Annotated in this window: 15 protein-coding genes and 2 pseudogenes; 16 read left to right on the forward strand and 1 reads right to left on the reverse strand. The window is 72.8% G+C overall.

From position 1 onward, the window contains the following. Positions 1–30: 30 nt before the first annotated feature. The 4 genes from OG422_RS28395 to OG422_RS28410 are packed head-to-tail and all read left to right on the forward strand — an operon-like array spanning position 31 to position 3,685. Positions 31–1,380, forward strand: coding sequence for a hypothetical protein (locus OG422_RS28395; RefSeq protein WP_405746997.1), 1,350 nt, complete (start codon positions 31–33; stop codon positions 1,378–1,380). 11 nt (positions 1,381–1,391) lie between these two features. Beyond that, complete coding sequence (locus OG422_RS28400; RefSeq protein ID WP_405746999.1) at positions 1,392–2,114, forward strand: hypothetical protein; 723 nt, start codon at positions 1,392–1,394, stop codon at positions 2,112–2,114. Then, complete coding sequence (locus OG422_RS28405; protein ID WP_405747000.1) at positions 2,111–2,899, forward strand: hypothetical protein; 789 nt, start codon at positions 2,111–2,113, stop codon at positions 2,897–2,899. Before OG422_RS28400 ends, OG422_RS28405 begins: the two co-directional genes overlap by 4 nt. A 24-nt stretch (positions 2,900–2,923) precedes the next feature. Then, the gene (locus tag OG422_RS28410; protein ID WP_405747002.1) at positions 2,924–3,685 is read left to right on the forward strand and encodes a response regulator transcription factor; all 762 of its coding nucleotides are present in this window, start codon (positions 2,924–2,926) and stop codon (positions 3,683–3,685) included. Positions 3,686–3,954: 269 nt separating this feature from the next. On the opposite strand, the pseudogene OG422_RS28415 reads toward OG422_RS28410, so the two are convergent. Then, positions 3,955–6,450: pseudogene (locus tag OG422_RS28415) on the reverse strand (BTAD domain-containing putative transcriptional regulator); the annotation flags it as partial. A gap of 341 nt (positions 6,451–6,791) precedes the next feature. Here OG422_RS28415 and OG422_RS28420 point away from each other — a divergent pair. The 12 genes and pseudogenes from OG422_RS28420 to hypF all read left to right on the forward strand — a co-directional run. Further along, positions 6,792–7,322, forward strand: a pseudogene (locus OG422_RS28420) (chitinase); the annotation flags it as partial. Positions 7,323–7,514: 192 nt separating this feature from the next. Further along, positions 7,515–8,603: a hydrogenase expression protein HypE gene (locus OG422_RS28425; RefSeq protein WP_405748031.1), complete on the forward strand. Its 1,089-nt coding sequence runs from the start codon at positions 7,515–7,517 to the stop codon at positions 8,601–8,603. A 67-nt stretch (positions 8,604–8,670) separates the two neighbouring features. Then, positions 8,671–10,455, forward strand: a complete 1,785-nt coding sequence (locus tag OG422_RS28430; protein ID WP_405748033.1) for a nickel-dependent hydrogenase large subunit — start codon at positions 8,671–8,673, stop codon at positions 10,453–10,455. Beyond that, a complete protein-coding gene (locus OG422_RS28435; protein ID WP_405747003.1) occupies positions 10,452–10,991 on the forward strand; it encodes a hypothetical protein in 540 nt (179 codons plus the stop codon). The genes OG422_RS28430 and OG422_RS28435 overlap by 4 nt, the downstream gene beginning before the upstream one ends. After that, a complete protein-coding gene (locus OG422_RS28440; RefSeq protein ID WP_405747004.1) occupies positions 10,988–11,650 on the forward strand; it encodes a DUF5947 family protein in 663 nt (220 codons plus the stop codon). The genes OG422_RS28435 and OG422_RS28440 overlap by 4 nt, the downstream gene beginning before the upstream one ends. Then, positions 11,647–12,318 carry a DUF6084 family protein gene (locus tag OG422_RS28445; RefSeq protein ID WP_143939598.1) on the forward strand — a complete coding sequence of 224 codons (672 nt, stop codon included), beginning with the start codon at positions 11,647–11,649 and terminating at the stop codon, positions 12,316–12,318. Before OG422_RS28440 ends, OG422_RS28445 begins: the two co-directional genes overlap by 4 nt. After that, a complete protein-coding gene (locus tag OG422_RS28450) occupies positions 12,315–13,748 on the forward strand; it encodes a hypothetical protein (protein ID WP_405747006.1) in 1,434 nt (477 codons plus the stop codon). Before OG422_RS28445 ends, OG422_RS28450 begins: the two co-directional genes overlap by 4 nt. Next, positions 13,745–14,287, forward strand: coding sequence for a hydrogenase maturation protease (locus OG422_RS28455; protein WP_405747007.1), 543 nt, complete (start codon positions 13,745–13,747; stop codon positions 14,285–14,287). The genes OG422_RS28450 and OG422_RS28455 overlap by 4 nt, the downstream gene beginning before the upstream one ends. 15 nt (positions 14,288–14,302) lie before the next feature. Further along, the gene (locus OG422_RS28460; protein WP_405747009.1) at positions 14,303–14,413 is read left to right on the forward strand and encodes a DUF6893 family small protein; all 111 of its coding nucleotides are present in this window, start codon (positions 14,303–14,305) and stop codon (positions 14,411–14,413) included. Between the two features lie 160 nt (positions 14,414–14,573). Beyond that, positions 14,574–14,963, forward strand: coding sequence for a hydrogenase maturation nickel metallochaperone HypA (locus OG422_RS28465; RefSeq protein ID WP_143939595.1), 390 nt, complete (start codon positions 14,574–14,576; stop codon positions 14,961–14,963). Positions 14,964–14,967: 4 nt separating this feature from the next. After that, entirely contained in the window at positions 14,968–15,717 is a 750-nt protein-coding gene (gene hypB / locus OG422_RS28470) for a hydrogenase nickel incorporation protein HypB (RefSeq protein WP_405747010.1), read from the forward strand. Next, positions 15,714–18,107, forward strand: coding sequence for a carbamoyltransferase HypF (gene hypF, locus OG422_RS28475; RefSeq protein WP_405747012.1), 2,394 nt, complete (start codon positions 15,714–15,716; stop codon positions 18,105–18,107). Before hypB ends, hypF begins: the two co-directional genes overlap by 4 nt. The last annotated feature ends 8 nt before the right edge of the window (positions 18,108–18,115 follow it).

An 18,115-nucleotide genomic window follows, 5' to 3' on the forward strand; every position in this document is an offset into this window, starting at 1 on the left:
ACGCAGGCCGGAAAGGGCTGAGGAGAACCGATGTCTGGCATCAGGAGTCTCGACTGGTCACCGCTGGACCTCGACAAGGATCCGGTCCGCACCGACCTCGACGCGGTGCATGAGGCACAGAAGCGTTTCAAGAACATTGCCGACACCATCCACGACGCCGTAGCCAAGCTCGACAAGATCATCAGCAGTAACAGTGAAGGCCTTGCGGGCGGGTATGTGGAGGGCCTCAAGTCCGACGCGGAGTCGATCAAGGCGGATCTGAAGAAGGCCGGCGCCCGTTACGACGATGTCGTGCGGGAAGCCGGAATCTACGAGCCGCATCTGGTGCAGGGTCTTGGCGACACCAAGAAGGCCCTCGAAAAGGCCGAGGAAGCCCAGGGCGATCAGACCAAGGCCACGGGCATGCCGGATCCGCAGAAGGATTCGGACGGCAAGATCTCCGACAAGGAGAAGGAAAAGGGCGACGACAAGGACAAGGCCGCCAAGAACGCCGACAACAAGCTGGCCGATGCGAAGAAGGACCTCCAGAACGCGCTCGACGCGCTCAACGACGCCGGAAAGCGCTTCGGTGACGCGGTCAACTGCGACCGGTACGACGACGGTCTGACCGACTCGGGGTGGGACAGGTTCGTCGACTGGCTGGCGCGGGTCGGCGGTGACCTCTTCGGCTGGCTCGCCGCGGCCTTCGCGATCCTGGCCCTCCTCATCCCAGGGGTGAACCTCATCGTCCTGGGGGCATTCGTGACAGCCGGGCTATCACTGGTGGTCAGCTCCATCCTCTATCACGAGGGCAAGGGAAGCCTCCTCGACGTCATCTTGGGGGCCCTCGGGCTGGGGGCCGCAGGACTCGGCGCCATCGTCTCGCTGTGGGGCAAGATCGAGGCCGCTGCGGCGAGGGCCTTCGCCCGTATGTTCGGTACTGGTGGCCGTGGGTGGGGAATCGGCGGAGACGCGATTCCGTTGGTCCCGACCGGGCCCATCACCGCCGAGGGGGCGGCGGCGGCGCTCGAATGGCTGAACATGGCGGAATGGTTCAACAATCCGCTCTTCAACTGGCTGCTGCGAGGTCTCGGCATCATCACCCCCGAGGTGGGTTTCCTCAAGTCCTTCTGGGCGCAGCTCAAAGGCGCCTGGGAGCTCTGGAAATCGATGTTCAAGCTCTCCGGGCCGTCCTTCAAGCAATTCCTTGCCTATCTCGCGGGAATTCAGGATGCGCGCGAGCTGGCGGCCGTCTTCAAAGCGACCGGAATCGTGGTCCCGCGATGGGTTTACCTCTGGGGTGTCGCGGGTGCCGGATTCAACATGTTCTCGCTCATCTACAGCATCCTTCGCCTCCAGAAGCTGTTCCCTGATGTCAACCCGCCCGGTGCGCCGGCCTGAAGGATGAAGAAATGCTGAGTCAGCAGAAATTCTCGATGCCGACCTGTGCCTGGCACTGGGAATGGGTGCCCCCGGCCTCGCCCGGTGGTACGGACGACGACCCCTGGGTCGCCCACCTGGTGGAGATCTACACGGCGTGGATGGCCGAGGGGCTGGCCGCCGGCCGGAAACTCTGGCCCGAGGATGCCGGGGAGGAGTTCCCGGTCACCGCGGACGCGATAGGGCGTACCGTCGCCGCTTGGCTGCGCGAGCGCGCGGGACAACTACCCGCGTGGTCGCGGCTTGCCTGGGGCGCGGCGTTCGTGAACGACAAGCCGCACTGGGCGCCCGTCCCGGTGGTCGTGGAATTCCGCGATCCCGACGGCGAGGACCCGAACTACCTCCTGGAGCGCATGGGAGCCGAAGGCATCGAGAGCGATGCCCGTAAGCCCGTGGTCGAGTACGTGACCACCGCTGCCGGTGACGGGTTCCGGCTCCTCGCCCTGGGGCGGACGCCCGATGGCGGGGGCTACGGGCGCGTCGGCGCGGCGCTCCGCCTCGAAATCCCGCAGGACGGCGATGCGTCCGAGCACGGCGTGGACGTTCTGCTGAAGACGTCGGTGACCGACATGGGGCTGATGGCCGTGATCGGTGCCGGGGTGGAACAGCTGATGCAGGAGATCGCCGCGGCGAGCGTGCCACCGCCCGGCGGGGGCCGGGCGCCGCTCGGCTTCGTACCGGGGGTGCAGTCGTGATCGACTTCGAACTGATCGTGCCCGACGGCTGGGTGCAGATCCCCACCACGGCGGACACGGCCCGGGTGCGCGCCCGGCTCATCGACGAGCTGATCCGCGTCCACCTGCCCGACTCGCTGCCCCGCGACAAGGCGGGCCCCTACCGCCGCATGCTCCGCAAGGAGCTGGTCGCGGCGACCGATGACGCCTCGCGGCAGGGCGCCCGCTCGGTGGTGCTGCCACTGCGCGAGTTCAACGGCATGAAGATGCCAGGGTCGTTGGTGGTCACCGTCCTCGAGAGCGGGAACGAGGACGAGGACGCGGAGGCCATGCTGGCGTCCCTCCTCGAAGACGCCGGGGACTCCGGGACCTACCTGGAGATCGACGGGGTGCCGGCGGTGCGCATGGCCTCGGTCGTGGACACCGGCCGCCTCGGGCGCAAGCAGCCGGCCTGGCGGATCTCGTACTACGTCTCCCACCCCGAAGTCCCCGGTGTGTGGGGGCTGTTGACCTACACCGTGCTGACCGACGGCGACCTCGAGGCCGAGCCGGTCCAGGCCGTGGTGCTGGTCTTCGACGTGATCGTGTCGTCGTTGCGCTGGGAGGAGCGGATCGCCGTCCCGACCGAGGACGAAATCCTCGCGGAGGCCGACGCGCCCCTCGCGCGGCTCAAGGAGCTGGAGGAGGCCGGGGCGGCCGGGGCGGTCAAGACGGCTGAGACAGCCGAGGCGGCCGAGAAGTCCGGGCAGGTCAAGGCGGCCGAGGCGGCCGGGGCGTCGCATGAAGCGGACGTGAAGAGAGACTGAAGCGGGGCCGCGCATGCTGGGTCCATGACAGTCGACGTCAGCTCGCCCTTCGCACCACAGGACACCCACCGCGTCCGTATCGCCATCGTCAGCCCGGACATACTCGCCCACATCCGGCAGGAGTTCGCCGACCGGAACCTCGACGTCGAGATCGCCCGGATGCCGTACGTCGAGGTGGCCGTTCGGCCGGTGACCGGCCGCCTCGGCCGCACCGTGTCCGGGAGCGAGCCGGACCGGGCATGGAGCGGCGGCCGCCGCTCCACCCCGCCGACGGCGCGCCGGCTGTGTGCGGAGTACCGGCTCAGCGTGGTCGGCCCCGCCGGGCAGCAGGAACCGGCGACCGGCCCGGCGGCGGAAGAGGGCGCCGCCCCTGTGCCCGTACCGGCGGAGGCGCCGGAGATCCCCTGCCGGCTGTCCCGGCGGCAGGAAGAGGTGATGGCCCTGGTCTCCCGCGGGGCGCGCAACGCCGAGATCGCCGAGCAGCTGGACCTCAGCGAGAAGACCGTGAAGAACCACCTCAACCGCATCTTCCGGGAGTTGGGGGCGAGCAGCCGGATCGAGGCGGTACTCCTCTGGCACCGAGATCAGCGCAACGCACGCACACAGGCCGACGCCGCACCGCGGGTGGCCGGTTCCGGGAGCGGGCCGTCGGTGTCCGGCGCCGCCAGGAGGCCGGCGAGGGCCGCGCCCTCCCTCGTCCCCGGCTCCGTCGGCCGCTCCCGGGCCAGATCCGTGTCGGCCGACCGTCGTATCCTGGCCAGCTCCGCCAGAGCCAACGCCTCGTGAGGGCGGTCGCCGTTGGGTACGTACAGCGCCAGCGCTTCCTGGAAACGCCGTTCCGCCGCCGTGGCGTCACCGAGCCCGCGCTCCGCCAGGCCCAGGTTGATCAGGACGTTCGCTTCCAGCAACGGGTTGCGGCAGCGCCGGGCCGCCGCGAGGCCGGGAACGCCGTAGCGCCGTGAACGGGTGAACGCGCCCTGTTCCAGGTGGAGTTCGCACAGGAGACCCAGGCAGAAGGACCGGTGGTACACCGAGCCGGTGCGGCGGGCCAGTGCCAGCGCCCGCTCGGCATGGTGCAGCGCCGCCGGGATGTCGCCGTCCTCCCGCAGTGCGGCGGCGAGATTGCCCAGCAGGCTGGTGCGCAGGGTGTCGTCGCCGGTCTCCTCGGCGAGGCGCAGCCCGTGCTCCCACTGCTCCACGGCGATGGCGTGCCGACCCAACCGTCGGTGGGCGATGCCCAGATGGTTGCGGAGGGCCGCCTCGGCCCGCCGGTTACCGATCAGCTCCGCGCTGCGCAGACCGATCCACAGGGTGTCGGCCCAGTCCTGCGTGCGGCCGGCCGCGCAGAAGTAGTCGAAGAGGAGATAGGTCAGCTGCCAGGCCGCGTCGTGGCAGCCGATCCGCTGGGCCGTCCGCACGAGCGGGCCGAGGTTCTCCCAGTCCTGCGCGCACCAGGCCACCAGCGCCTGCCGGTCCGCGAAGCGCGGCGGCTCCTCGTCGGCCGGCTCGTCCCCGACGGTGAACGGCAGCGGCGGCTCATCGGTGGTGTGGTATCGCGACAGCGTCCACACATGCAGCCGCAGCACCCGCTCCAGCGAACTGCGCCGCGAGGCGGCCGACTCACCGCTGCGGCACGCCTCCTCCGCGTAGATCCGGGTCAGATCGTGTATCACGTAGCGGTCACCGGCGGGCTCCAGCAGGTTCTGGGCGGCCAGGCTGCGCAGCGCCTCCGTGGCGGCCGGCTCCGGCACGTCCAGCAGCGCGGCGGCCGTCTCCGGACGGATGCTCCCGCCCGGGAAGAGGCCGAGGAGCCGGAAGGCGTGCGCGTCCTCGGTGTGCAGCTTGGCGTAGGAGCAGGAGAGCGCGCCGCGTACGGACGCCAGCTTGTCGCCGGGGATCTCCAGGGTGTCCAGCCGGCGCCGGACGTCCTCCAGATCGGCCACCAGATCGGCGATCCGGGACGGCGCCGCCGACGCCTGATCGGCGACGATGCGCAGCGCCAGCGGCAGATGGCCGCAGAGCTCCGCGAGGCGGCGGGCCGTCGTCGCCTCCTCCTCGACCCGCGCGCCGCCGATCGCCTCGGAGAGCAGTTCCAGGGACTCGGTGGCGCTGAACGGGGACAGCGTCACCCGGCGGGCGGAGTAGCGGACCGCGAGACCGCCGAGCCGGTTGCGGCTGGTGACGAGGGTGAAGGACGGCCCGCCGCCGGGCAGGAGACCGTCCAGCTGGTCGGCGGACTCGGCGTTGTCGAACACGAGGAGCAGCCGCTTGTCCCGGACGAGGCTGCGCCACAGCGCGATGCGTGCCTCCTCCGCCGTGGGGATCGCCTCGGCGCCGAGCGAGGTGAGCAGGGTGTGGAGCACGTCCGCCGGTGCGTTGGCGGGACGTTTGGGGTCGAAGCCGCGCAGGTTCACGTACAGCTGACCGTCCGGGTAGGCGTCGGCGAGCTGATGGCCGCAGTGCACCGCGAGCGCGGTCTTGCCGACGCCGCCGACCCCGACGATCATCGCGATCCGTGACGCCCCGGGCGTCGGTGCCCGCGCCACGTCCAGCACCTGCCGCACCGCGTCGGCCCGGCCCACGAACCTGCCGACGCCCTGCGGCAGTTGCGCCGGCCGGATCGGGCGCACGGTGAGCGGCTCCGGTCCGGCCGGATGGTCGTCGAGCAGCGACTCGTACAGCGCCCGCAGCTCGGCCGTCGGATCGATCCCCAGGTCGTCGGCGAGCCGCCGGCGCAGGCCGTGGTAGTGGGCGAGGGCGTCGGCGGTGCGGCCGCTGCGGCTGAGCGCCGTCATCAGCAGGGTGCTCAACCGCTCGTGGTACGGGTTCTCCGCGGCGTGCCGGGGCAGCTGGGCGGCCACGAGCTCCGGCCGGCCGAGGCTCAGCAGGGACTCGGCGCGCTCCAGCAGCAGGCTCAGCCGCAGCTCCGACATCCAGGTCCGGTGTTCGGCGGCGAGCGGGCCGGGGAGTCCGCTGAGCGCGGAGCCCGGGTGCCAGTGCGCGAGCGCCCTGTCGTAGGCGGCGACCGCGGAGGTCAGGTCCTGCCGTGCCCGGCTGTCGCGGGCCTGCGCCGCCAGCCGTTCCGCCACGGTGAGGTCCAGCCGCGCGGGATCGAGGCGGAGCGCGTAGCCGCGGGGGGAACTGGTCAGTGGATGCGGCGGATCGCCGGACGGGCCGGTCAACACCCGGCGCAGCCCGGACAGATAGGTGTGGAGACTGCCGACCGCGGTGGGCGGGGCCGAGGCGCCCCACAGGCCGTCGACCAGCTCGTCCCGCGTGACCACGGTGCCGGTCCGCAGCGCGAGGATGGCGAAGGTCGCGCGTTGTTTCGGCGGGCCCAGTCTCAGCTCGCTGTCCCCGGCGTACGCGCGCAAGGGGCCGAGGACCTCGACCTTCAGTCCGTCACGGGGCGACAGGAGCATGGGACCTCCAGGTAGGGACGTGCCACCTGCGCACCACCGGGAGGGCGTGCCGTGAGTACCGCCGAGCCTGTCCAGTCTCCGGGGCCCGTCCTCGGACGGACAAGGCGGAATGGGGGCAGGCAGGCGCATTCGGACGGCGCACGCCGTGTGATGGCTGTGGCGCAGGGGTGGTTCGGTGCGACTTTCAACTCTTCAGACGCGGTATGGCGGGCTGGGGTTCGCTTCTTCGGCGACGCGGTATGGACGCGTTCGGCGCGGCGCCTCTCGCCTGATGTTGGTCTAGACCGCAGCCGGTTGCGCGGTCCATTTCGCGTGCCGTGGTGTTCCACCGGCCTGTTGGGCGGCGGTGCCGCCCAACAGGCCCGCTCGGTAAGGCAATTCCCCCACAGCGGCTGCTTCCCGCCCGGTGTCCCGGAGCCCGCGAGGCCCGGCTCTCCTGTCCGGCGGGCGGCCGCACGAAGGAGTTCCCGATGAGATCACGTATCGCCGCCCTGATCGGCGCCGCCACCCTGGCCCCGGGTGTGGCCGTCCTGGCGCCCGCCGCATCCGCAGGGGCCGCGCTCAGGTGCGCCCCGACCGCCCTCACCTGTACGAACGTTGAGACCAGGGCCGAGGGGTTCGTCGTCGGCGAGGCGCAGTTCCAGCAGATGTTCCCGAACCGGAACGCGTTCTACACCTACCAGGGGCTGACCGATGCGCTCAGCGCCTACCCGGAGTTCGCGAACACCGGAAGTGACACCGTCAAGCGCCAGGAAGCCGCCGCCTTCCTCGCGAACGTCAGCCATGAGACCGGCGGTCTCGTCCACGTCGTGGAGCAGAACACCGGCAACTACCCGCACTACTGCGACGCGACCCAGCCCTACGGCTGCCCCGCCGGTCAGGCCGCGTACTACGGACGCGGCCCCATCCAGCTGAGCTGGAACTTCAACTACAAGGCCGCCGGCGACGCGCTCGGCATCGACCTGCTGAACAACCCGTCGCTGGTGGAGCAGGACCCGGCCGGGCATGAGGGCTCCGCGTACAGGCCCCGCGGGAGGGGTGACCCCGGCTCCGTCCCCGGACTGCCGCAGCGACGTCACTGGACTGCCCCGCCCCGTGGCGTCGCGCGGCGTGTCGGCTGCTATCACGGGTGGCAGGCACGTTATCTGCCTTATGTGGCTTTTCCCGCCCCGGACCCCAGAGGAGGCATCCGCATGGATGCAGCAGCACCGGCTCCGAACGGCTCCACCGCCACGTCCTCCGCCGCCACGGAGGAGGAGGCGCCGATCCACATCCTCTGGATCAACGCCGGTCTGAGCTGCGACGGCGACTCCGTGTCGCTGACCGCCGCCACCCAGCCCAGCATCGAACAGATCGCCCTCCAGGGGCTGCCCGGACTGCCCAGGATCGCCGTGCACTGGCCGCTGATCGACTTCGAATGCGGCCCGGTCCAGGGCGCGGACACCTTCATCGAGTGGTTCTTCAAGGCGGAGCGCGGCGAGATCGAACCGTTCGTGCTGGTCATCGAGGGATCCATCCCCAACGAGGCGATCAAGGCCGAGGGGTACTGGTGCGGCTTCGGCGACGACCCCGCCACCGGCCAGCCGATCACCACCAGCGAATGGATCGACCGCCTCGCCCCCAAGGCCCTCGCCGTCGTCGCCATCGGCACCTGCGCCGCCTACGGCGGCATCCACGCCATGGAGGGCAACCCCACCGGCGCGATGGGCGTCCCCGACTACCTCGGCTGGGACTGGAAATCCGGCGCCGGCATCCCGATCGTCTGCGTACCGGGCTGTCCCATCCAGCCGGACAACTTCGCCGAGACCCTGACCTACCTCCTGTACCAGGCGGCCGGTTCGGCCCCGATGATCCCGCTGGACGACAAGCTGCGCCCCACCTGGCTGTTCGGCGCCACCGTCCACGAGGGCTGCGACCGCGCCGGCTACTACGAACAGGGCGAGTTCGCCACCACCTACGACTCGCCCAAGTGCCTGGTCAAACTGGGCTGCTGGGGCCCGGTGGTCAAGTGCAACGTCGCCAAACGCGGCTGGATGGACGGGATCGGCGGCTGTCCCAACGTCGGCGGCATCTGCATCGCCTGCACCATGCCCGGCTTCCCCGACAAGTTCATGCCGTTCATGGACCCGCCGCCCGGCGGCAAGGTCTCCAGCGCCGCCAGCGGCCTCTACGGCGGCGTTATCCGCCGGCTGCGCGACATCACCCGCAAGACGGTGGACAAGGAGCCGCGCTGGCGCCACACCGGCACCGAACTCACCACCGGTTACCGCGCCCCGTGGTGATGGCCCCGCCGCCACCCGACCCGACCGACCTCCCCGCTTGACGAAGGTGAAGGGCACCGCAGACACGATGGCACCGACGACGAAGACCTCCGCGGACGGCAGCGGCCTGACGGAGATGTCCTGGGATCCGATCACCCGGATCGTGGGCAGCCTCGGCATCCACACGAAGATCGACTTCAAGCAGAAGCGGGTGGCGGAGTGCTACAGCACCTCGTCGGTCTTCCGCGGCTACAGCGTCTTCATGCGCGGCAAGGACCCGCGTGACGCCCACTTCATCACCAGCCGCATCTGCGGAATCTGCGGGGACAACCACGCCACCTGCTCGGTGTACGCGCAGAACATGGCGTACGGCGTGAAGCCGCCGCACCTCGGCGAGTGGATCATCAACCTCGGTGAAGCCGCGGAGTTCATGTTCGACCACAACATCTTCCAGGAGAACCTGGTCGGGGTGGACTACTGCGAGAAAATGGTCCGCGAGACCAACCCCGGCGTCCTCGACCTCGCCGAACGCACCGAGGCACCGCACGCCGCCGAACACGGCTACCGCACCATTGCCGACATCATGCGCTCCCTCAACCCGCTGGAAGGCGAGTTCTACCGCGAAGCGCTCCAGGTCAGCCGCTACACCCGGGAAATGTTCTGCCTCATGGAAGGGCGGCACGTCCACCCCTCCACGCTCTACGCGGGCGGCGTCGGCACCGTCGCCTCCGTCCAGCTCTTCACCGACTACCTCAGCCGCCTGATGCGCTACGTCGAATTCATGAAACGCGTCGTCCCGCTCCACGACGACCTCTTCGACTTCTTCTACGAAGCGCTGCCCGGCTACGAGGAGGTCGGCCGCCGCCGCGTCCTGCTGGGCTGCTGGGGCGCGCTCAACGACCCCGACCACTGCGACTTCACCTACCGCAACATGACCGACTGGGGCCGGCGGATGTTCGTCACCCCCGGCATCGTCGTGGACGGCAAGCTCGTCACCAACGACCTCACCGAGATCAACCTCGGCATCCGCATCCTGCTCGGCAGCTCCTACTACGACGACTGGGCGGGCCAGGAGCGGTTCGTCACCCACGATCCGCTCGGCAACCCCGTCGACCCGCGCCACCCCTGGAACCAGCACACCATCCCCGCCCCGCAGAAGCGGAACTTCGAGGACAAGTACAGCTGGGTGATGTCCCCGCGCTGGTTCGACGGAAAGGACCACCTCGCCCTCGACACCGGCGGCGGCCCCCTCGCCCGCCTCTGGTCCACCGCACTGTCCGGGCTCGTCGACTGCGGCTACGTCAAGTCCACCGGCCACAGCGTCGTCATCAACCTGCCGCGCTCCCTCACCAAGCCGGAGACCAGCTTCGAGTGGAAGATCCCGCGGTGGAGCAACGCGCTGGAACGCAACCGCGCCCGGACCTACTTCCAGGCGTACACCGCCGCCCTGGCCCTGCACTTCGCCGAGAAGGCGCTCGACGAGGTCCGTGCCGGACGCACCCAGACCTGGGAGAAGTTCGAGGTGCCCGACGAGAGCATCGGCTGCGGCTTCACCGAGGCGGTCCGCGGCGTCCTCTCCCACCACATGGTGATCAGGGACGGCAAGATCGCCAACTACCACCCGTACCCGCCGACGCCCTGGAACGCCAGCGTCCGCGACAGCTACGGCACCCCCGGCCCCTACGAGGACGCGGTCCAGAACACCCCGATCTTCGAGGAGAACACGCCGGAGAACTTCAAGGGCATCGACATCATGCGCACCGTCCGCAGCTTCGACCCCTGCCTGCCGTGCGGCGTCCACATGTACGTCGGCGGCGGCCGCACCGTACAGGAGACGCATCTGCCCACCGGGCTGAGCGGACTGGCCGGATGAGCGCCGAGGAGACCGCCCGCCGGGTCGAGGCGGTACTCGACCGCCTCGCCGCCCACGACGACCCCGGCGTCGGCGCCGCGGCGGAGGAACTGGTCCGCGTCCTGATGGACTTCTACGGCACCGGACTCGCCCGCGTCCTCGCGCTGACCGGCACGGCGGACGGCACGCCCCCGCCGGAGCTGCTGGACGACGAATGCGTCGCCGGGCTGCTGGTGCTGCACGGACTGCACCCCGAGGACGCCCCCGCCCGCATCGCGCGGGCCCTGCGCGCCGCCGGGGCCGGGGACGCCGTCGTCGAGGGGTTCGACGGGACGACCGGCGCCCTGCGGCTGAGCCAGGAGGACGGCGGCTGCCCCGGCACCGCCGACGCCACCCGGCAGCGCATCGAGGCCGCGCTGGCCTGCCACGCACCGGAGGTGACCGGCGTCGCGCTGGAACGGACCGCCGCCGCGGCGCCGTTGCTGCAGATCGGCAGCGGCCCGCCGGAGCCCGTCCCCGCGGGCGCCGCCCGCCCCGGCCGGACACCGGCGCCGTGACCGCGCCGCACACGGCCCGGCACCGCCCGGGCCCGCCGTCGCGCGGACTGCACCGCTTCACCCGGCCCCGGCCCCCCGCGCCGGAACGCTGCGAACTGTGCGGCACCGCCCTGGACACCGGCCACCGCCACCTCGTCGACACCGCACAACGCTCCCTCGCCTGCGCCTGCCCGCCCTGCGCCCTGCTCTTCGCGCGCCCGGACGCGGGCGGCGGACGGTTCCGCACGGTGCCCGACCGCGTCCTGGCCGACCCCGGATCCGCGCCGTCCGCCGCCGCCTGGGGCGCCCTGCACATCCCCGTCGCCCTCGCCTTCTTCTTCCACCACTCCACGCTCGGCCGCCCCGTCGCCCTCTGCCCCAGCCCCGCGGGCGCCACCGAGACCGAGATCGACCCCGCCGCCTGGGACACCGCCTTCGCCGGCTCCCGCCTTGCCGCGCTGCTGGAGCCGGACGTCGAGGCGTTGCTGGTCCGGCGCACCGACGACGGCGCCGTCTGCTATCTCGTACCGGTCGACGTGGCCTACGAACTGGTCGGCCGGATGCGGCTGCACTGGAAGGGCTTCGACGGCGGAGCCGAGGCCCGCGCCACCCTCGACGCCTTCTTCGCCACGCTGGAGCGGCGGGCCACCGGCGTCCCGGGGGAGGCGGCACACCCGTGAGCGACCTCGCCTTCTCCTGCACCGGCGTCCGCGCCGACCCGTACGCCGCGGGCCCCACCCTCGTCTTCCGGCTGCGCATCACCGCGTCCGGGCCCGAGCGGGTGCACGCCCTCGCGCTCCGCTGCCAGTTCCGCATCGAACCGGCCCGGCGGCGCTACACCGACACCGAGGCCGCGCACCTCGGCGACCTGTTCGGCGAGCGGGACCGCTGGGGCAGCACCCTCAACCCGCTCCAGTTCGCCCATGCCTCCGTGGTCGTCCCCGGCTTCACCGGCGCGACCGAGGTGGACCTGCCGGTGCCCTGCACCTACGACACCGACATCGCCTCCGCGAAGTACTTCGCCGCCCTCGACACCGGAGAGGTCCCGCTGCTGCTCCTCTTCTCCGGTACGGCCTTCCGCGGCGCGGGCGGCTTCCGGGTACAGCCCGTGCCCTGGGACCGGGAGGCGGCGTACCGGATGCCGGTGGCCGTCTGGAGGGAAATGATCGAGCAGCACTTCCCCGGCTGCGGCTGGCTCCGCCTCTCCCGCACCGCCATGGACGCCCTCGGCGCCTACCGCTCCCGCCGCGCCCTGCCCTCCTGGGAGGAGACGGTGCTGACGCTCCTCGCCGCGGCGGGCCAGGACCCGCACCCCACGCCCGTACGCCCCCGGGAGGCCCTGTCATGACGTCCGCCGCGCCTGCGAGGGAGGACCTGTTCGCCCACGCCCGCCAGATCGCCGACGCCGTCCTGCTCGAAGGCTATGTGCTCTACCCGTACCGGGCGTCGGCGGCGAAGAACCGGATGCGCTGGCAGTTCGGCGTCCTCGTCCCGCCGAAGTGGCCCGGGGCCGCCTCCGAACACAGCCTCCAGCGCACCGAATGCCTGCTGGAGCCCCGCGGCAACCCCGCCCTCCACGCGCAGGTCCGCTTCCTGCACGCCCAGCGCCGCACCGTCCAGCGGGCCCGGGCCGACGGCACGTACGAGACCGTCGACGCCCTGGAGCTGCCGGACCGCGTCGTCCGGCCCTGGGACGAGGGCGTCACCGAGCAGGTGGACCTCGCCGTCGAGGTCTCCCGGCTGACCGGCGACGGGGTGCGGCTGCCCTTCGCCCTGCCGGTCCACGAGGAGAGCGAACCGCTCCACGACGGCGGCCGCCTGGTGGGCCGCCAGCTCCGGCGCCGGGAGCGCGTGGCCGGGGAACTGCATCTGACGGCCACCGAACTCGACGGCCCCTGCCGGCTGCTGCGGCTGACCGCGACCGTCCGCAACACCGGCGACTGGAGCGGCGACGGCGACGCCGACCGGGAGGCGGCGCTGCCGCATGCGCTGCTCTCCGCGCATCTGCTGCTCGGCGTCACCTCCGGCGCGTTCCTCTCCCTGACCGACCCGCCTCAGTGGGCCTCGGGCGCCGCCGCCACCTGCCGCAACGCCCACACCTGGCCCGTCCTGGCGGGCGCCGACGGCAACGCCCGCACCGTCCTGTCCTCCCCGATCATCCTGGAGGACCACCCGCGGATCGCCCCCGAGAGCCCCGGCGCCCTCTACGACGCCACGGAGATCGACGAGATCCTGGCGCTGCGCACCGCCGCCCTCACCGACGAGGAGAAACGCGAGGCCCGCGGCACCGACGACCGGGCGGCCGCCGTCATCGACCTCGCCGACTCGATGCCGCCCGAGGTGCTGGAACGGCTGCACGGCGCGGTCCGGGCGCTGCGCGAGGTCACCGGCGCCGCACCGCCCCCGGCACCTCCGCGGGCGCCGGCCGCGCCCCCCGGCCCGTTCGACGGCGGGACCGGCGGCGCGCCCTGGTGGGACCCGGCCGCCGACGCCGCCGTCGACCCGGTCCGCGACCGCGTCCTCGTCGACGGCACGCCCGTCGGCGCGGGCAGCCGGGTCGCCCTCCGCCCCGGACCGCGGCGCACCGACGCCCAGGACCTGTTCCTGCACGGCCGTACGGCGGTGGTGGAGGCGGTGCTGCACGACGTCGACGGCGGGGTGCACCTCGCCGTCACCGTGGACGGCGACCCCGGCGCCGACATCCGCCGGGAACAGGGCCGCTTCCTCTACTTCCAACCCGACGAACTCGCCCCGCTCGCCGCCGTGGAGGACACATGACCAACGCCCCGCCCCGCGTGCTCGTGGCCGGTATCGGCAACATCTTCCTCGGCGACGACGGCTTCGGCGTGGAGACCGTCCGCCGTCTCGCCGCGGAACCGCTGCCGCCGCACACCGAACTCGCCGACATCGGCGTCCGCGGCGTCCACCTCGCCTACCGGATGCTGGACGGCTACGACACCGTCGTCCTGGTGGACGCGGTCCCCGGCGACGGCCCGCCCGGCACCGTCCGCCTCCTCGCACCCGACGGCGCCCGGCCGCCCGCGGGCCCGGTCGCCGTGGACGGTCACCACATGACGCCCGACGCGGTCCTGGCCCTGCTGGACCACCTGAGCGAGACCACCGGCGGCGGACGGCCGCGCCGGGTCCTCGTCGTCGGATGCGTCCCGGCCCGTCTGGACGAGGGCATCGGCCTCAGCGCCCCCGTGGAAGCCGCCGTCGAGGAGGCGGTACGGCTGCTCCGCACGCTGCTGCACGAGGCCACGGACGCCCCTCCCGGAGCACCCGAACCCGCGAGCGGGCCCGCCGCCCGCACCTGATACGAAGGAGTACCCATGCGGAAGGTCCTGCTGGCGGCCGCGGCACTCGCCGCCGTCGCCGCCGCGGGCGGCGCGATCGCCCTGCTGCCCGACATCAAGCGCTACCTGCGCATCCGGTCCATGTGAGCCGCCGCGCGCCGCCGGTCCGTGCCGCCGCCCGAACGGCCCACGGCGCGGCACCGGCGGCGGCGTGGCGCCCCGCCCACCGCCGCCGCGCCCCCTGTAATGGCACCGGCCGCGCGGTCGGACGCAGGCGCGGTCCGGCACGCGATCCGGAATGAGACCGATGCACGAGATGTCCCTCGCCCTGGCGGTGGTGGATCAGGTGGACGGCGCCCTGCGGGACGAGCCACCCGGCACCGTCGACACCGTCCGCCTCCAGGTCGGCGAACTCGCCGGAGTCGTCGCCGACGCCCTGCACTTCTCCTTCACCCTCGCCTGCGAGGGAACCGCCCTCGAAGGCGCCGCCCTGCACATCGACACCGTGCCGGGACGCGCCCGCTGCACACCGTGCGGACAGGAATGGGCCACCGGCATGCCGCCCCACCTGCACTGCCCGGCCTGCCGCGGTACCGCCGCCGCCCTCGTCGCGGGACGGGAGCTGCGGATCGTCAGCGTGCACCGCACCGACCACGGCGTCGTCCCCGCCCCCGCCCCCGCATCCGAGGAGAACTGAACCCATGTGCCGCGTCGTCGACCTCCAGCAAGCCGTGCTCGCCGAGAACGACCGGCGCGCCCGGGCACTCCGTAGCGAACTCACCGCCCGCGGCACCACGGTGGTCAACCTGCTGTCCAGCCCGGGCAGCGGCAAGACCGCGCTGCTGGAGGCCGAACTCACCCTCGCCCGCTCGCGCGGCATCCCGGTCGCCGCCCTCACCGCCGACCTGGCCACCGAGAACGACGCCCGCCGCCTGGGCCGCTCCGGCGCGCCGGTGAAGCAGGTCCTCACCGACGGGCTGTGCCATCTGGAGGCGGACATGCTCCGCGGCCACCTCGACGGCTGGCTGCCGGACGGCACCCGCGTCCTGTTCGTCGAGAACGTCGGCAACCTCGTCTGCCCGGCCACCTACGACCTCGGCGAAACGCTGCGGGTGGCGCTCTGTTCGGTCACCGAGGGCGAGGACAAACCGCTGAAGTACCCGACCGCCTTCGGCCTCGCCCACCTGGTCCTGGTGACGAAGAGCGACCTCGCCGACGCCGTCGGCTTCGACGAAGCCGCCTTCCGCGCCCACGTCCAGCAGGTCAACCCCGGCGTCGAAACCGTCCTCACCTCCACCCGCACCGGCGAGGGCGCCGGAGTGCTGCTGGAGCACGCGCTCGCTGCCCACGGCAACGCCCCCGCCCACCGGCCCGTCATGGCCCGGCAGGTCCTGCCCCGCGAACACGGCCACACCCACCACCACGACGGCGTCGCGCACAGTCACTCATGACCGCGTCCCGGGAAGCGGTCGCGGCGCCGCCCGCGGCCGAACGGCGACGGGTCACCGTCCGCGGCGTCGTCCAGGGCGTCGGCTTCCGCCCGTTCGTCTTCACCCTCGCCGCGGAGCTGGGGCTGACCGGCCAGGTCGGCAACACCGGGGACGGCGTGGTCGCCGAGGTCGAGGGCGCGCCCCGCGCGGTCGCCGCGTTCTGCCGCCGGATCGGCACCGACGCGCCGCCCCTCGCCGTCGTCGAGTCCGTCGCCCACCACCCGCTCCCGCCGGGCGGCTCCACCGGCTTCCGCATCGCCGCCACCCGCACCGGCGACCGCGCCCGCACCCTCATCGCCCCCGACACGGCCACCTGCGCGGCATGCCTCGCCGAACTGACCGACCCCGGCGACCGCCGCCACCGGCACCCCTTCCTCACCTGCACCCACTGCGGGCCGCGCTTCACCATCGTCACCGCCCTGCCCTACGACCGGGCCGCCACCACCATGGCCGCGTTCCCGATGTGCGCCCGCTGCGCCCGCGAGTACGCCGACCCCGCCGACCGGCGCTTCCACGCCCAGCCCATCGCCTGCCACGACTGCGGCCCCCGGATGGCCCTGCGCCGCCACCCGGGAACCACCGGTGCCGCTCCGGCCGACCCGGTCGCCGCGGCCCGGCGGATGCTCGCCGACGGCGCGATCCTCGCGGTCAAGGGCCTCGGCGGCTACCACCTGGCCTGCGACGCGACCCGGGAGCGCAGCGTGCGGCTGCTGCGGGAGCGCAAGGCGCGCGGCGGCAAACCGTTCGCCGTCATGGCCCGCGACCTCGCCGCCGTCGAAGGGCTCGTCCACCTCTCCGCCGCCGAACGCGACCTCCTCACCGGTGGCCGCCGCCCCATCGTGTTGCTCCGCAGACGGGACGCGGCCGACCGCCCGCCGCACGCCCCGGCCGTCGCGGACGCCGTCGCCCCCGGCAGCCCCGACCTGGGTGTCATGCTGCCCTACACGCCCCTGCACCACCTGCTGTTCGGGCTGCCGGGCGACCCGCCGGGGCCCGGGCTGCTCGTCATGACCAGCGGCAACCGCGGCGGGGAGCCCATCGTCACCGACGACGCGGACGCCTTCGCCACCCTCGCACCGCTCGTCGACGGCTGGCTCACCCACGACCGGCCCATCCATGTGCCGTGCGACGACTCGGTGGTCCGGATGATCGACGGGGCGCCGGTGCTGCTGCGCCGCTCCCGCGGCTATGCGCCCGACCCGCTGCCGCTGCCCGTGCCCGTCACCCCCGCGCTCGCCGTCGGCGGCGACCTCAAGAACGTCCTCTGCCTGGGAGAGGGCCGACGTGCCTGGCTGTCCGCGCACATCGGCGACATGGACGATCTGGCGACGGTCACCGCCTTCGACCGCGCCGCCGGCCGCCTCGCGGACCTCACCGGCGTCCGCCCCCGGCGCGTCGTCGCCGACCGGCACCCCGGCTACCGCTCCCTCGGCCGCGCCCGCCGCGCCGCGGGCGGCGACGACGTACGGCGGGTCCAGCACCACCACGCCCATATCGCCTCCGCCATGGCCGAACACGGCCTCGACGGCAGCCGGAAGGTGATCGGCGTCGCTTTCGACGGCACCGGCTACGGGGACGACGGCGCCGTATGGGGCGGCGAATTCCTCCTCGCCGACTACGACGGCTTCCACCGCTTCGCCCACCTCGCCTACGTCCCGCAGCCCGGCGGCGACGCGGCCGTCCGCCACCCCTATCGGATGGCCCTCGCCCATCTGCACGCCGCCGGCCTGCCCCGCGACCCCGACCTGCCCTGCGTACGGGCCTGCCCGCCCGGCCAACTCCCGCTGCTGGAACGGCAGTTGGCGCGCGGTGTGAACTGTGCCCCCACCTCCAGCATGGGCCGCCTCTTCGACGCCGTCGCCTCCCTGACCGGCGTCTGCCACACCGCCGGATACGAGGCCCAGGCCGCCGTCACGCTCGAAGCGGCGGCCTGCCGCGCCGAGGACCGCACACCGCATGAGCCGCCGCCGGGCTACACCTTCACCCTGCGCGACACGGTGGCGGGCCCCGTGGCAGCCGACCCCGCGCCGCTCCTCGCCGCCCTCGCCGCCGAGGTGCGCGCGGGCGTCCCCGCCGGGCGGATCGCGGCGCACTTCCACCACGCCGTCGCCGCGCTGGTCGGCCGGGTCTGCGCCGCCGCCCGCGACCGGCACGGGCTGGACACCGTCGCCCTGACCGGCGGCGTCTTCGCCAACCGGCTGCTCTCCGCGTCCTGCGCCCGCGCACTGCGCGCGGACGGCTTCACCGTGCTGCGCCACCGGCTCGTCCCGCCCGGCGACGGGGGACTGGCACTCGGCCAGCTGATGGTCGCCGCCCGCGCGGACCCCCGCGGCGCGACCACCGCCCCCTGAACCACCCG

It is taken from the genome of Streptomyces sp. NBC_01525, assembly GCF_045040405.1.
Lineage (GTDB): Bacteria > Actinomycetota > Actinomycetes > Streptomycetales > Streptomycetaceae > Streptomyces > Streptomyces benahoarensis.